Origin of the sequence: Porphyromonas sp. (genome assembly GCF_030529325.1) — a bacterium.
In the GTDB taxonomy this organism is placed as follows: Bacteria; Bacteroidota; Bacteroidia; order Bacteroidales; family Porphyromonadaceae; genus Porphyromonas_A.
Genome location: NZ_JAUMXC010000027.1, coordinates 1 through 13,559 on the forward strand (window position 1 = coordinate 1; position 13,559 = coordinate 13,559).

The window sequence follows — 13,559 nt, forward strand, 5'->3', positions numbered from 1 at the left end:
TCTTGTATGAAGGCTTGAGATTTTTAGGTGAATTTATAGGAGTGGCAGTAGTTGTTGTATGACTGTTGTACAACTTGTCAACTTCCTTGGTTCGGTATGCTATATAATATATTAGGTTAGTAGGTAATGTAAGAAAGATTGAACCCAAGATTCCTCAGAATCTCGGGTCTTTTTTTTATCTGTTCCCTACATATGAGGACATTATGTTTAACTTTAGTTCATGGTTATGAATATAAAAACTGTAATGAAGGTGGCAGCCTTGTCACTTTTTGTTTGGGTTGCTTTCTCTAACTGTAATGGAAATGATCCTATCAAAGAGAAGCGAAATGCCATTGCCGCAGAGCTCGAGAAGGAAGCAAAGCGAGTGTATGAGATCAAAACATTTAGCTTTGATGACTGGTCTCAGGTACAGAAACCAAACTCTGAAGAGTTTAATAAGTATATGATGCCTGAGCAAAAGGATGATGCTGATAAAACGGAGTCCGGACGCTTTTGGAAGTCTGCCAGCAACTTCGGCTATTCTATGAAGGATCCCAGAGCAAAAGCCGAGGATTTCCCGGTTTACTTTGCCGAGCCGGGCCGGTCAGGGAAGGGTTTGCGCTTAAGGACCAATGAGGGCTTGATGCTCTTTGGTATGGGTTCATATATTATTCCCGGTTCTCTGTATAACGGTCTTTTGAAGCATAGTGAGCTCTTGCTTACTCCATTGAAAGCTACGATGTTTGGCACAGGGTATGCTCTTAAGCCGATCAAACTCATCGGATACTATAAGTTCAAGGCGGGTGAGAAGTATATCAATGGAAAGACGGGTAAAGGCGTCGAAGGTAAGGATCAAGGTTCTATCACTTCAGTTTTCTATGAGATTACTTCGGATGAAACATATCTCAACGGTGAGACGCTTTATACAGATGCTCGTATTGTTGCGGTTGCCAAATTTATCGCAGATGATACAGAGGGTGACGAATGGAAGCAATTTGAAGCTAAGTTTGAGACCATCAATGAGGAAGCCATGAAGACTCTCGACTTTGGAAAGAAGAAATATCGTCTTGCCATTGTGATGTCTTCAAGTGCCAAGGGTGATCTTTTCCTTGGTGCGGTGGGAAGTACCCTATGTGTTGACGAACTGCAAGTCAAGGGAGAATCACTAAAGAACGAGTCTAAATAACGAACCGGATATGATGAAGACGATGATCAAGCCACTTATGATGACGGCACTTCTCCTTGTAGCAAGTGTCGCAGTAGAAGCTCAGACGGCAGAAAGATCTTTTGCCAAGCGTATCGAATACGGTGTCACGGCAGGGCTTAATGTCGGAGCGACAACTCCCATGCCAAAGCCCGCAGAGGTAGATAAGATACACACATGGACTCCGCACATGAATATAGCTCTCAAGGCCTGGGGGACTTACCGATTTGACTCCGATCGATGTTGGGGTATCACTTCAGGTATAGAGTTTGAGAAGAAGGGGATGTATGCCTCTACCCATGTCAGCGGTCTCAATGTCCACATGAAGAAGTATGGTTTTGAGGGTAACACTTATACCGGAGACAACAGTACAGAGGTAGCCAATAGTTATCTGACACTGCCTGTCGTGGCGACTTATGTCACTCCCAACGAAAAGTTCAGGGTGCATCTCGGTTTTTATCTTTCGTACCTGATGCAGAAGGAGTTTAAGGTCACGCTTGACGGAGACGGTATGCTTGATTATAGGGAGTTGAAGAAGGGAGCTCTCGTTGATTTTGACTTCTCCGGGCAGTTCAGTCCTGTTGATTTTGGGGGGCGCTTGTCTTTTGATTACTATTTCACATCTCGCATAGCCGTGACCGGTCAGGTCAATCTCGGTGCTACATCGGTGCTCAAGAGCTCTTTTGACGTGATGCCGTTCAATCTTTACAACGCTTATGGCTTTGTCGGGTTCAGCTACATGTTGTTCAGGTAGTCAGCTTTACCAACGATACAAAAAGAGTCCGTAGGGGTTTTATCCTCTGCGGACTCTTTTTTTGTGCCTGAAAATGAAATAATTCTATGGATGTATAGCCCAATGGACAAGATATTCTTAATTTTGAATGCCGTAGACGAATCGGAGGAACTGACCCTATAAAAGAAGCCATTCCCTCCATGGAGGAAATGGCTCAGAAAAAGTAGCCCCGAGGAGAATCGAACTCCTATTTAAAGTTTAGGAAACTTCCGTTCTATCCGTTGAACTACAGGGCCTCGTTGGAGCTACAAAAGTAGACTTTTTTTAGATTATATGCAAGGAAATAAGCCAACTATATCAGTAATTACAGTCTGTTACAACGCCGCTGAGGATTTGGAAAAGACCATCCGTTCGGTCTTGTCTCAGACCTATCCTCACATCCACTATATCGTCATCGATGGGGCTTCCAAGGATGCCACTCCCGAGGTGTTGTCGCGATATCGCGAAAAGATCGACGTCATCCTCTCCGAGCCGGATCGAGGCATCTACGATGCGATGAATAAGGGGATAGTCCTTGCCACAGGCGATTATGTTTGTTTTATGAATGCCGGAGACCTTTTCCATCGAGATAATACTCTGGCTGAGGCCTTTGCTCAGGTAGGAGCGCCGCTTCCGGGAGTGATCTATGGGGATACCGACATTGTCGATGCAGATCGTCGCAGGCTTCGTCGTCGCCGTCTGTCTCCGCCGGAGGTCTTGACCGCCGGCAGTTTTCGCCGAGGTATGCTCGTCTGTCATCAGTCCTTTTATGCTCGTCGAGATCTCGTGCCGATGTATGACTTCTCTTACCGTTTTTCGGCTGACGTGGACTGGTGCATCAAGGTGCTCAGACGATCCTCCCACAATCACAATACCCACATGGTCCTCACGGACTATCTATCCGAGGGGGCAACAACAAAAAACCACAGGGCATCCCTTCGTGAGCGTTTTGCTATCATGCGCAAGCACTACGGGCTTGTGTCCACCTTGTGGTGGCACTTTGTTTTTGTTTGGAGAGCCTTGTTTTTGAAGTAAGAGTCGGCCTCGGATCGGGCAGCTTTCCGCGATGGATCGAGAAGGTATAGAAGGGTCAAAAATAAGGAGTCTAACTTGAATGAAGAAGGAGTCTAACTTGACGAATCAAGTTAGACTCCTTCTTTTATCCCTTTCGAGAGGGAAATTTTCTCGGACAAGAAATCTTCCCTTTTCTACTGCACTTCCGGTAGGTATTTCCAATACCGTTTCGGCATGTGTTGGCGTTGGAGTTTGAGATTGATGCGCTCTCTGACGGTGATGCTCCGGAAATACTCCTTCCACATTTTTTGGAAGAACACTTCCTCTTCTGATAGTTTTTCTTCCTCTACCTTCCCGTCTTTCAGAGCCTTGGCATCCTCCTCTGAGAGGGTTATGTAGCTTGTGGCTTGCTTGTCGTAGTAGAGCCCTGAGTTCCTGCCCGTATCGTAGATGATCCATTGTTGGTCTGCGTATCTGGCTTCGAAGTGGGAGGCGATGAGGGAAAGTATGTTGAACTGTGGTGAGATGGGGGCAAAATATATGTCGTCTGCCGTGCGTTGGAATCGTACAAACTGGATGAGCTTTCTTGCTTCTCCCGCCACCTTTTTCGCAATGTCCTTGACTCGCATGATGTCCTTGTCTCCGAAGTTCATTTCAAACCCCTCGGGGGAGTCGACTATCTTTCGGATGTATCTGAAGAGGAGCATTTCGACCTCCGGGAGTTCCGACAGCCACACCAGGAGGAACATGTTTTGGGAGATTTTGGAGAGTTTCTTTTCCAAAACTGCCCACACACGTCCGGCTTTTTCGGTATCCGTCTTTATCGGATAAGTCTCATCGACAAGGAGTGGCTTCTGTGCGGACTCCGGAAGGATGGCATCGGGAGAGACCTTCCGTTGGTAGGCAAAAAAGACACAAGATAGTAGTCCCTCAAGGGTTTTGTCGTAGACGAATAGGATCATCTTTTTTGTGTGTGATAGGATTATTCTCCAAAATTCAAGGGGAGTTGCATTGACTTGGCCAAAGCCTCCTGCACCTTCTTTTGTGACACTTGTCTGCGCACATACTCCGGTGTTACCTCATTGATCGTTCGCATCGGGAGATCTCTGCAGACGATGAAGTATTGTGCCCTTTTCATGACAACCCCCATCCTTTTCAGCTGAAAAGAGTGTAGCATGCCGAACCTCCGTGAGGCGAGGATCAACTTAGCCGACTTGACACCTATTCCCGGTACTCTCAGTATGACTTCATAGGGGGCTCTGTTCAGATCCACGGGGAAATACTCCGGATGTCGGAGCGCCCATCCCATCTTGGGATCTACGTCCAGATCCAGGTCGGGATGCAGGTCATCTACGATCTCCTCAGCATTGAAGTGGTAGAACCTCATCAGCCAATCCGCCTGATACAGCCTGTTTTCGCGTATCAGCGGAGGGGTTTGTAGAGCCGGTAGACGACTGTCACCACTGTTGATCGGTATATACCCGGAGTAGTAGACCCTCTTGAACGAAGGCCGTCTGTACAGGGCCGATGCCAGAGTCAATATCTGCTTGTCGCTGTCCGGTGTTGCACCTATGATCATCTGTGTGCTTTGGCCGGCGGGTACAAACTTGGGCGCGGATCTGAACTTCTTTTGCTCTTCGATGCTTGCCAACATCCCCTGATGGATGAAGCTCATGGGACCGAAAACGCTCGCGTAGTCCTTTTCCGGTGCCAGCAGTTTCAGGTTTTCTTCTGATGGGATCTCCAGATTGACACTCATTCTGTCCACATAAGTTCCTGCCTTTGCTACCAATTCCCGACTTGCGCCCGGGATGCTTTTCATGTGGATATAGCCGTTGAATCGATGCACTTCTCTGAGCAGCGTCACGACCCTCAGCATCTGCTCCATCGTATAGTCAGGATTGCGTATCACTCCGGAACTGAGGAAGAGCCCCTCGATGTAATTTCGGCGATAAAACTCGATCGTCAGTTCGGCCAGTTCTTCCGGCGTGAACATTGTCCTTTTGATGTCATTGCTCCTTCTGTTTGAGCAGTAAGCACAATCGTATATACAGTGATTGGTGAGCAGTATCTTGAATAAGGATATGCAACGCCCGTCCGGAGTGAAGCTATGGCATATGCCCCATCCGGAAGCGTTACCTATGCTTCCGCTCGTGTTTTTGCGAGATGAACCGCCGGATGCACAGGATACATCATACTTGGCGGCTTCGGCGAGTGTTTTCAGCTTTTCGATCGTACTTTCATTCATTAGGAAAAGAGTTATTAGCTTTGGGTCTTACTGATACAAAAATAACGCATTTTGCGGTTAAAATCTTAATCCGTCCGAAAATAATTCATCGAGTAGGATAGAGTCTTTTTTTGAGAAGTCGGGGAGGCTTTTTTCTTGTTGTTGCTCTCTTGATATTCTGTAAATATGAGAGTCCCGCCGACATAAATACATCCTAAAATGAGATGTGAAGTGATCAAAAAAAGCGGGTAAATCCTCGTTAATTAACCTGAAATAAGGAGATTCTTCGGAAAAAAGTATTGTTGTTGTGATGAAAATTAGTAATTTAGCGATCAGGACGAAGTCCATAGTGGAGTTTAGCCCCTTGTGTACTTTACGTTTTCAGCGTATTTAGGGGTTCGGCTCTTTTATGGGTTTCATCTTTTTGGTTGAATAAACGGGTCTTTGGGCTCAACCCTTCACTCAAAGTCAGGTGAAGGAAGCTGTGGGAGATCCCTCAGACCTAAGTGTTAACAAAGACGAAACTTTAGACTAATGACGATCAAACAGATTTTGCTGCTTTGTTCGGGATCGTGCCTATTTAGCTTCGCCAATGCCACGAACCCACCGGTAAAGACGTTGGATGTGCCTGTCAAAAAGATCGAAGTGACGGTCACTACAACGGAAACAAAGAAAACGCCGACAACGGCTAATGAGGAGATCAAGCCCACAAACGAGTTGCGCGCTGATAACCTCAACATAAAGGACAAAAGAAGAGTCCTTGAGCTCAGAAAGGCGATGGCAGAAGTATCTGTCGAAGAGCTCGAAAATCCCGCTTCCGATATCTATGGTGAGGACTCCTGGAGCGAATTTGTCAATCCTTTCGCAGGTGCTACATCCGTATCAATCCCCGATACTTGTTCGATAGACTGCACCGAGTTTTCATATCCTCTGACATCCGTCACAGCTACTACATCAAGATTTGGCTATCGCCGTCGCTTCCGTCGTATGCACTATGGTATCGACTTGAAATTGCAAGTGGGAGATACTGTGCGTGCTGCATTTGACGGGAAGGTACGTGTCGTAGACTTCGAGCGCAAGGGTTATGGTAATTATGTTGTCATCCGTCACCCCAATGGTCTCGAGACTGTTTATGGACACCTTTCGAAGCATCTTGTCGGTCCTGATCAGATCGTGAGAGCAGGTGAGCCTATTGCTCTTGGTGGCAACACCGGGCGTTCGACAGGGCCTCACCTACACTTTGAAACAAGATTTATGGGGATCCCCATCAACCCTGAGGAAATCATCGATTTTGACAACGGTATCCCTCTAAGAGATGCATATGTCTTCGTCAAGGCAAAGAGCTTCAGAGGACTTTCGGGAACCAACCAGTTGGCAAGGAAGAAGTCTTCAGGCAACGGATCCAAGATCGTAGTGCATAAGATCAAGCAAGGAGATACTCTCTCTACCATAGCGGCAAAGTATGGTACTTCGGTCAACCAGATATGTAAGCTCAATCGTATTACGACCAAGTCTCTGCTGAAGATAGGTAAATCCTTGAGGATAAGCTAAGAAAAAGATTAAGGGCGCGTTTCGCAGAGGAGTAATAGCACGGCTGCTACCTTCGTGAGTTTATGACTCTGGGGTGATTGTCGTAGTGCGGCGTGTCTGTTGATAAGTGCAGAGTCATTTGTGACTGCACCAGGTAAGGGCTGATTCGGAGAGTTCACTTTCGAAGCGGCCCTTATTTGTATTTGTATAGAATAGAAAAAGATTCATGAAAGAAGATCCAAGACCTATATTCCTTATCGGTTTTTCAGGCGTGGGAAAGACCACAATAGCCCGCCATCTGGCTGAAATCAGCGGGCGCAAATACGTGGATACCGATGCCTATATAGAGAAGAAGTATCATAGTTCGATCTCTGATATGTTCGCTTGTTGCGGAGTGGATAAGTTCCGCAAGCGTGAGACCGTCATACTGATCGAGCTATCTTTGTATAAAGATCTGATCATCGCGACAGGTGGAGGTATGCCGTGTTCGGACGAAAATATAGGCATCATGAGATCCCGAGGTACAGTTGTTTATCTGTACAGCAATATTGACAGCCTTACGGAGAGATTGGAGATCTGCAAGGCTACGAGACCGCTTGTGGCACATCTCGACAAAGAAGGTATCCGTAAGTATGTAGAGGAGACTTTGCCCAAGAGAGAGCCTTATTACAGCCGGGCGCACTATACTGTAGATGTCTCCGGGATGATGACTGTCGAGGATGAAAAGCGCATAGCACAAGATATATATTCACTTTTAACAAAAGGGGAACAATAATAATGAAGAGATACTTTCATAATACACTGACATCGCTTACCCTGCTTTTGGCAGGGTTGGGGATTTCTTCCTGTAGTACGGTAAAGCAGGCTCCGAGACCTGTGCCTGCAGCGCGGTCACATACACCTTACAACGACTATATCAACAAGTATGCCCCTTTGGCTCTTGAGCAACAACACAAGCATGGTATCCCTGCAAGTATCAAGTTGGCCCAGGGTATACTCGAGAGTGGTGCCGGAAAGAGTCGTCTCGCTCGTGAGGCCAACAACCACTTCGGGATCAAATGCCACCGCAGTTGGACGGGTAGAAAGAGTTATCACAACGATGATCTTCCCAATGAGTGTTTCAGGGCTTATGATACGGTGGAGGAGTCTTTCCTCGATCACAGTTATTTCTTGAAAAACAAGCGTTATTCGCGTCTCTTCAAACTCAAGACCACGGACTATAAAGGTTGGGCAAGAGGCCTTCAGGAGTGTGGTTATGCAACCAACAAGGGTTATGCCAATGCCCTCATCAAGCTCATCGAGGACAATAGACTCTACCTCATCGATAAGGAAAATCCCAAGCGTCTCTACGCTTATGACAAGCCTAAGAGTCCGGTATCTGTCAAGTCCAAGCAACCCAAGGTCGAGAGAGGCGTAAGACCTGCGTATATCGGTAACGAATTGCTTTATACCATTGTCCAAAACGGAGAAACACTTGCAGATATTGCTCGTGAGATGGAGATGAGCGAGCGTAAGCTCTCCAAGTACAATGACTTTCCGGAGGGGTATCCTCTCTCAGTGGGAGATATCGTTTATCTTCAACCAAAGAGATCGAAGGCTATCCCCCCTCACTACGAACACGTGGTAAAAGTGGGAGAGTCTATCCACCAGATAGCTCAGACTTATGGTATCAAGCTCTCCTCTCTTTATGCTATCAATCGACTTTCGGACGAGTATATCCCTCGTGAGGGAGATGTCCTCTTGTTGCGATAAAGTGTTTATACTAACCTAATTAACTTTTACTTATGAAAAGAGTGAGTTTGTTTCTTGCTGTTGTTGCGAGTTTATCTCTTTACCTTTTCACAGGATGTAAAAAGGCAGAGACCATGACCGAACATCAACGTTTTATCTCTCAGGTTCAGATCGACAACGCCATCAAGTCCCTAAAGAAATCCGTCGGAGAGGAGCATGCTTTCCGTGTGGAGAGAGGGGTCGTTCAGGTTGCTCTCTTGTGGGAAGAGGGAGACGGCAGTGCCAAAGAGTTTGAGGAGTTCTGCCTCAAGCACTTTGTCAGTGATGACACGCAGTTGAGGACTCTCTACAAGAAACTTGAGTCCAACTTTGAAATCCTCAACGGCTATCTCCACAAGATCGATGCCGGACTCAAGATACCCCTGCACGTCTCCGGGCCTCCTACCACTGATATCGACATGATCTTCGGAGCTTACGATCCCGGGGCTCACCTTGACGCTGACCTTTTTGCGAATAAGATTGCATTTATCACAATGCTCAATTTCCCGCACTATACCCTCTCTGAAAAGTCTGAGAAGGGAGAGAACTGGACTCGCGAGGAGTGGGCCTATGCTCGTATGGGAGACCGCTTTACTTCTCGTGTCCCTGCAGATTTGCGTCAGGAGCTTTCCACGGCACTCACTTCCAATGACTCTTATATCGCAGACTACAACATCATCATGAGTAATCTCGTGGATGATGCCGGCAAGAGATTTTTCCCTCAGGGTATGAAGCTTATCTCCCACTGGGGACTCCGAGACGAACTGAAGTCCAATTACGCTGATCCGGCTCAAGGTGTTGCCAAACAGAGGATGATCTACGAGGTCATGAAGCACATCATCGATCAAAGTATTCCTGCTGTCGTGATTAACAACGAAGAGGTGACTTGGGACCCTTATACCAACAAGGTTTACAAGGGTGATGAAGTCATGCTCGATGCCACTCGTGAACCTGATACCCGCTATGCGCATCTTTTGGAGACCTTCAATGCCGCTAAAAAGCTCGATGCATATTCTCCACACTATCCTACACAGATAGATCGCGCCATAGAACTTGATATGGAGATGATGCTCGATGATGTCGAGACCCTTTTTGAGTCCCTGCTGAAAGATCCTGTCGTCAAGGAGGTAGCTGCGCACATCTCTGCCCGACTCGGTCGTCCTCTCGAACCTTTTGATATATGGTACGATGGGTTCAAAGCCCGTGGCACCATGGACGAACAGAAGCTCACCGAGATGACGTCCAAGAAGTACCCCAATCCTCAAGCACTCAAGGATGATCTCCCATATATCCTCATCAAGTTCGGTTGGACACCTGCACGTGCGCAACAGATCGCTGCTCTCATCGAGGTCGATCCGTCACGAGGTGCCGGACATGCCATGGGAGCACAGATGAGAGGTGATGCAGCCCGTCTCCGTACACGCATATCAGACAAGGGTATGGATTACAAGGGCTACAACATCGCCGTCCATGAGTTTGGGCACAATGTCGAGCAGACTCTTTCGATGAACGACGTCGACTACTACATGCTCAACGGTGTACCCAATACGGGCTTTACCGAAGCTCTTGCATTTCTTTTCCAGGCCAAAGACCTCCAACTTCTCGGCCTTCAAAGCAGTCCCGAACTCGATCAGACTGCCCTTGATGTCTTTTGGAGCTGTTATGAGATCATGGGTGTCTCCCTCGTCGATATACGAGTCTGGCAGTGGCTGTATGCTCATCCCAACGCCACTCCCGCACAGTTGCGCGAGGCAGTCCTCAATATCTCCAAGTTTGTCTGGAACAAATACTATGCAGGCATCCTCGGAGGAAAGGACGAAATCCTACTGGGCATCTATTCTCACATGCTCGCATACCCTCTCTACCTGCCCAATTATGCCGTGGGTCATCTCATCAACTACCAGATCCATGCATATATGGAAGGCCGCCCATTTGCCGGGGAAGTCGAGAGGATGTTTACTGCAGGGCGCCTCATCCCCAATCTGTGGATGAAGCATGCCGTAGGTGCAGAAGTTTCCACAGCTCCCGTCATAGAGGCTGCAAAGGCTGCTCTCGAAAACGAAAGAGGTAGATAAATCCTCTGATAAACCTCCAAAATAACAAACCTCCGCCATCTCAGTGTATCACGGGTGGCGGAGGTTTTCTTTTGGGCTTTCTGAGTTATTTTATCGATGTCCGATAACAGTCCGCGGGGAGCAGGTATACAACTCTCGAAATCGATGTGTCTAACCTGATAAAAATGGTTGTCTAACTTGATGAATGAAGTTTTCTAAGTTGTTGTCGGAGGTTAGACGACTTTTTTCGGGGGGGTGGTACTGCATTATTTCGTCGCCGGAGCTCGGGAGATTCAGGGTTTGGTTTGAAGTTAAATTTAGGGAATATGCAGTTTTTTTGGTAGGGATTTGTGTGTTTAAGATATTCTGCTTACCTTTGCACCGCAATGAAGTGATTCATCTGCTTGTTTTCATTTGATTTTCATAATTGACAGTATGATTCGCTAGCTCAGCAGGTAGAGCACATCCCTTTTAAGGATGGGGTCCTGGGTTCGAGCCCCAGGCGAATCACGAAGGTAGAGGAACTCGGGAGAGTCCCTCTACCTTTTTTTATTTGAGGTCTCGATAGAGACTGATTGAACGATAGGGAGTTGGTTGTCGTGGGATTACCTGCGAGAGGCGAAGAATTGGCGCATGAGGTCTGCGCACTCATCGGCAAGGATGCCTGATGAAATGACTGTCTTGGGGTGGAATATCTCGGTCGAGAATCGTGAAAAACCGCTCTTTGGTTCATCCGCACCCCATACGACACGGGCAAATCTTGCCCATCGGATAGCTCCTGCACACATCACGCAAGGCTCCACGGTGACGTAGAGTGTACAGTCGGAGAGGAATTTTGCGCCCAGATAGTTTTGGGCTGAGGTGATAGCCATGAGTTCGGCATGAGCCGTGGTGTCTAGCAGAGCTTCGGAGCGATTGTGGGCACGAGCGATGACTTTGTCGTTGGTCACGATGACTGCACCGATGGGTATCTCTCCCTCATCGGCTGCCTGCTGTGCCTCGATGAGCGCAAGGCGCATGAAGTACTCGTCGCTGAATATAGGTGCGTTGCTTGTCATTTGCCAAAGAGTTCGTCCTCCTCAAAAATGGTCGGATAGTTAATGTTCAGTTTGTTGAAGACCTCGGTAAGTATGAGCCTGCGGAAGTAGTCCGATTTGTTTGATATCTTATGCTTTTTCACAAAGTGTTGTATCAGTTCGTGCTCCGAGGGTGTGAGCATCATGGCGAGAGGACAATCCCGCCTTTCTTTTTTCACAGATACCTGACGTCTCGCAGGTCTTGTCTTGCTTGGTTTTATCGCCATGCTTTCTGTCTTTTGCCTTACTTCCTATCCCATTGGAGAGAGAGGATGAAGCAGTCCTTGCCCTCAGCACCCCTTACTCTCATCTTGTCACATAGTCCATCACCGTGGTGCTCAATTTCCAGGGTATCTCCCCAAAAAGCCTCATTGACGAAGTGTAGGTCGGCTTGTGCGACATAATGGTTGGTGAAGCGATCCAAGTCCAAGCTGTTCATCGCCACAGATACCCATACGGACGTGTTGACATGTTTGTTGAGGTCGAGATCCGAATACCTGACGATATGATCGATGGCTTTCGTAAATATTTCGTCGCCCTCGATGAGTTTGCGAGGAACGATGGGGAAATCTACGAGAGGTTTCTCTCGGATGCATACATCGTGGGTGATGACGTTGGAGATAGGGGTAGGCCGACGACTCTTCAGGTCTATTGCTACCCAGTGGCTCATGCCTGTGGCGATGACTTCGCCACCTTGAGTGATGATGAATATACGTTGGGTGACCACTCCATCTCTATTGAGTATACCGGTCGAGATGTCTATCGGATGTCCGACCTTGATGCGACGGTCAAACTTGACGCTGAGGCGATGCAACACCCATGTGTAGCCATTTTTGTTGAGATCTCTGATCCCAAACTCCCGACTGTCTGCATGCACCCCGGCAACATGGATCATCCTGCTGATGATCTGAGCGAGGGGATAATCGTTGTTGAGGTCGAGATGAAAAGGCCAGAGTTCGAACCGTATGGTGAATAGTCCGTATATGTCTTCTACTATCATTTGTATCGCTTGAAAGTGTGTTACAAAGAAACACATTATTGTTCAATCTGAGCGATGCTTTTTTTACTTTTTTCTGTCTCCTTGGCTGAAAAGAGCAGTCGGATACTGCCTGCTCTCCTTCCTGATGAAAATGAGCGCTTTCATAGTCTTTTTCTGTGCTTTTTTATCTCTTGTGTCTCGTCTCGTGTCTGCGTGAAAGCCGCTCTCGGAGATAGAAGGAGAGGGTCGGGTTTGCGATATTGGAAAATATTCGTAACTTTGCAGTGGGTAAGTCCTATACGGCCAGCTCCTGATGAATTCCCCCAGGGCTTGACCGCAGCAAGGGCAGTCGGTTGTAGCGGCGCGATATAGTCAGCTTACCCTTTTGCCTCTTTAGCTCAGTTGGCCAGAGCACGTGATTTGTAATCTCGGGGTCGTTGGTTCGAATCCGACAAGAGGCTCTCCCAAAACAAAAAGCGCATTGCAAACAGATGTTTCGCAATGCGCTTTTCGTTTTTCTATTTCGCTTACTTTTTACACTTCGAGAGGATGCGTTCACATGTCTGTCGTGCGCGATCTTCGATCTCATCGGTACAGTATCCGGATACCGTCTTGAGTACCGTCGTCGCAACTACAAGGTCATCCGCAAATCCAAGTACCGGGACAAGAAAATCCGGGATGAAGTCAAATGGCAGGATGAAGTATCCCAAGGCAGCAGCAATATGTAGCTTGCGGTGGAGTGGGGTGGTAGGCGCTTTCATCACATAGTATAGCCTCAACATGGGAAGTAGGACTTCGCCTGCCACATAGCTCCCTATTTTGAGGAGCTTGGCAAAGAATTTCGATTCGGAGAAATGCTTTGCATATCGGGGAATATCTCTAAAAAAGAGTGTTTTTATTTTTTGTGCTTGCATTGTGTTCTGTTGTTATGCTTGTGGAATATAGCTAAGTTAC

General features: G+C 47.4%; 13 protein-coding genes and 3 tRNA genes. 9 read left to right on the forward strand and 7 right to left on the reverse strand.

The genetic code is table 11. The features are described 5' to 3' along the window. The first annotated feature begins 226 nt into the window (after positions 1–226). Complete coding sequence (locus Q4A14_RS05510; protein WP_303170532.1) at positions 227–1,165, forward strand: PCMD domain-containing protein; 939 nt, start codon at positions 227–229, stop codon at positions 1,163–1,165. Between the two features lie 10 nt (positions 1,166–1,175). Further along, positions 1,176–1,937 carry a porin family protein gene (locus tag Q4A14_RS05515; protein WP_303170533.1) on the forward strand — a complete coding sequence of 254 codons (762 nt, stop codon included), beginning with the start codon at positions 1,176–1,178 and terminating at the stop codon, positions 1,935–1,937. Positions 1,938–2,140: 203 nt separating this feature from the next. Here the strand turns inward: Q4A14_RS05515 and Q4A14_RS05520 are convergent. After that, positions 2,141–2,212, reverse strand: a tRNA-Arg gene (locus tag Q4A14_RS05520). A 37-nt stretch (positions 2,213–2,249) separates the two neighbouring features. On the opposite strand from Q4A14_RS05520, the gene Q4A14_RS05525 reads away from it, so the two are divergent. Then, positions 2,250–2,990 (forward strand): glycosyltransferase family 2 protein, encoded by a 741-nt coding sequence (locus tag Q4A14_RS05525; RefSeq protein WP_303170534.1) that lies wholly within the window; start codon positions 2,250–2,252, stop codon positions 2,988–2,990. Positions 2,991–3,163: 173 nt separating this feature from the next. On the opposite strand, the gene Q4A14_RS05530 is transcribed toward Q4A14_RS05525, so the two are convergent. Both Q4A14_RS05530 and Q4A14_RS05535 read right to left on the reverse strand, forming a co-directional pair. Further along, a complete protein-coding gene (locus tag Q4A14_RS05530; RefSeq protein WP_303170536.1) occupies positions 3,164–3,931 on the reverse strand; it encodes a TIGR03915 family putative DNA repair protein in 768 nt (255 codons plus the stop codon). 20 nt (positions 3,932–3,951) lie between these two features. Next, complete coding sequence (locus Q4A14_RS05535; protein ID WP_303170537.1) at positions 3,952–5,217, reverse strand: putative DNA modification/repair radical SAM protein; 1,266 nt, start codon at positions 5,215–5,217, stop codon at positions 3,952–3,954. Positions 5,218–5,730: 513 nt separating this feature from the next. Between Q4A14_RS05535 and Q4A14_RS05540 the strand changes: the two genes are divergently transcribed. From Q4A14_RS05540 to Q4A14_RS05560, 5 genes are all read left to right on the forward strand, one after another. Further along, positions 5,731–6,747, forward strand: a complete 1,017-nt coding sequence (locus Q4A14_RS05540) for a M23 family metallopeptidase (RefSeq protein ID WP_303170538.1) — start codon at positions 5,731–5,733, stop codon at positions 6,745–6,747. 205 nt (positions 6,748–6,952) lie between these two features. Continuing rightward, entirely contained in the window at positions 6,953–7,501 is a 549-nt protein-coding gene (locus Q4A14_RS05545) for a shikimate kinase (RefSeq protein ID WP_303170539.1), read from the forward strand. A gap of 2 nt (positions 7,502–7,503) precedes the next feature. After that, positions 7,504–8,478: a glucosaminidase domain-containing protein gene (locus tag Q4A14_RS05550; RefSeq protein ID WP_303170541.1), complete on the forward strand. Its 975-nt coding sequence runs from the start codon at positions 7,504–7,506 to the stop codon at positions 8,476–8,478. 113 nt (positions 8,479–8,591) lie between these two features. Then, positions 8,592–10,571: a hypothetical protein gene (locus Q4A14_RS05555; protein WP_303170542.1), complete on the forward strand. Its 1,980-nt coding sequence runs from the start codon at positions 8,592–8,594 to the stop codon at positions 10,569–10,571. Positions 10,572–10,987: 416 nt separating this feature from the next. Next, positions 10,988–11,060: transfer RNA gene (locus Q4A14_RS05560), tRNA-Lys, on the forward strand. 95 nt (positions 11,061–11,155) lie between these two features. On the opposite strand, the gene Q4A14_RS05565 is transcribed toward Q4A14_RS05560, so the two are convergent. Genes Q4A14_RS05565 through Q4A14_RS05575 form a run of 3 tightly spaced genes read right to left on the reverse strand, consistent with a single transcriptional unit; the run spans position 11,156 to position 12,626 of the window. Continuing rightward, positions 11,156–11,608 (reverse strand): nucleoside deaminase, encoded by a 453-nt coding sequence (locus Q4A14_RS05565; protein WP_303170543.1) that lies wholly within the window; start codon positions 11,606–11,608, stop codon positions 11,156–11,158. Continuing rightward, a complete protein-coding gene (locus tag Q4A14_RS05570; protein WP_303170545.1) occupies positions 11,605–11,853 on the reverse strand; it encodes a hypothetical protein in 249 nt (82 codons plus the stop codon). The genes Q4A14_RS05565 and Q4A14_RS05570 overlap by 4 nt, the downstream gene beginning before the upstream one ends. 17 nt (positions 11,854–11,870) lie before the next feature. Then, the gene (locus Q4A14_RS05575) at positions 11,871–12,626 is read right to left on the reverse strand and encodes an acyl-[acyl-carrier-protein] thioesterase (protein WP_303170546.1); all 756 of its coding nucleotides are present in this window, start codon (positions 12,624–12,626) and stop codon (positions 11,871–11,873) included. Positions 12,627–12,992: 366 nt separating this feature from the next. Between Q4A14_RS05575 and Q4A14_RS05580 the strand changes: the two genes are divergently transcribed. Next, positions 12,993–13,066 (forward strand) — tRNA-Thr (locus tag Q4A14_RS05580). A gap of 66 nt (positions 13,067–13,132) precedes the next feature. Here Q4A14_RS05580 and Q4A14_RS05585 read toward each other — a convergent pair. Then, entirely contained in the window at positions 13,133–13,519 is a 387-nt protein-coding gene (locus Q4A14_RS05585; RefSeq protein ID WP_303170547.1) for a YkvA family protein, read from the reverse strand. Between the last annotated feature and the right edge of the window lie 40 nt (positions 13,520–13,559).

Bases quoted from the DNA above. Each gene is read 5' to 3' on its own strand.
- Q4A14_RS05510 (WP_303170532.1), top strand. From the start codon at position 227: ATGAATATAAAAACTGTAATGAAGGTGGCAGCCTTGTCACTTTTTGTT.
- Q4A14_RS05515 (WP_303170533.1), top strand. From the start codon at position 1,176: ATGATGAAGACGATGATCAAGCCACTTATGATGACGGCACTTCTCCTT.
- Q4A14_RS05525 (WP_303170534.1), top strand. From the start codon at position 2,250: ATGCAAGGAAATAAGCCAACTATATCAGTAATTACAGTCTGTTACAAC.
- Q4A14_RS05530 (WP_303170536.1), bottom strand. From the start codon at position 3,931: ATGATCCTATTCGTCTACGACAAAACCCTTGAGGGACTACTATCTTGT.
- Q4A14_RS05535 (WP_303170537.1), bottom strand. From the start codon at position 5,217: ATGAATGAAAGTACGATCGAAAAGCTGAAAACACTCGCCGAAGCCGCC.
- Q4A14_RS05540 (WP_303170538.1), top strand. From the start codon at position 5,731: ATGACGATCAAACAGATTTTGCTGCTTTGTTCGGGATCGTGCCTATTT.
- Q4A14_RS05545 (WP_303170539.1), top strand. From the start codon at position 6,953: ATGAAAGAAGATCCAAGACCTATATTCCTTATCGGTTTTTCAGGCGTG.
- Q4A14_RS05550 (WP_303170541.1), top strand. From the start codon at position 7,504: ATGAAGAGATACTTTCATAATACACTGACATCGCTTACCCTGCTTTTG.
- Q4A14_RS05555 (WP_303170542.1), top strand. From the start codon at position 8,592: ATGACCGAACATCAACGTTTTATCTCTCAGGTTCAGATCGACAACGCC.
- Q4A14_RS05565 (WP_303170543.1), bottom strand. From the start codon at position 11,608: ATGACAAGCAACGCACCTATATTCAGCGACGAGTACTTCATGCGCCTT.
- Q4A14_RS05570 (WP_303170545.1), bottom strand. From the start codon at position 11,853: ATGGCGATAAAACCAAGCAAGACAAGACCTGCGAGACGTCAGGTATCT.
- Q4A14_RS05575 (WP_303170546.1), bottom strand. From the start codon at position 12,626: ATGATAGTAGAAGACATATACGGACTATTCACCATACGGTTCGAACTC.
- Q4A14_RS05585 (WP_303170547.1), bottom strand. From the start codon at position 13,519: ATGCAAGCACAAAAAATAAAAACACTCTTTTTTAGAGATATTCCCCGA.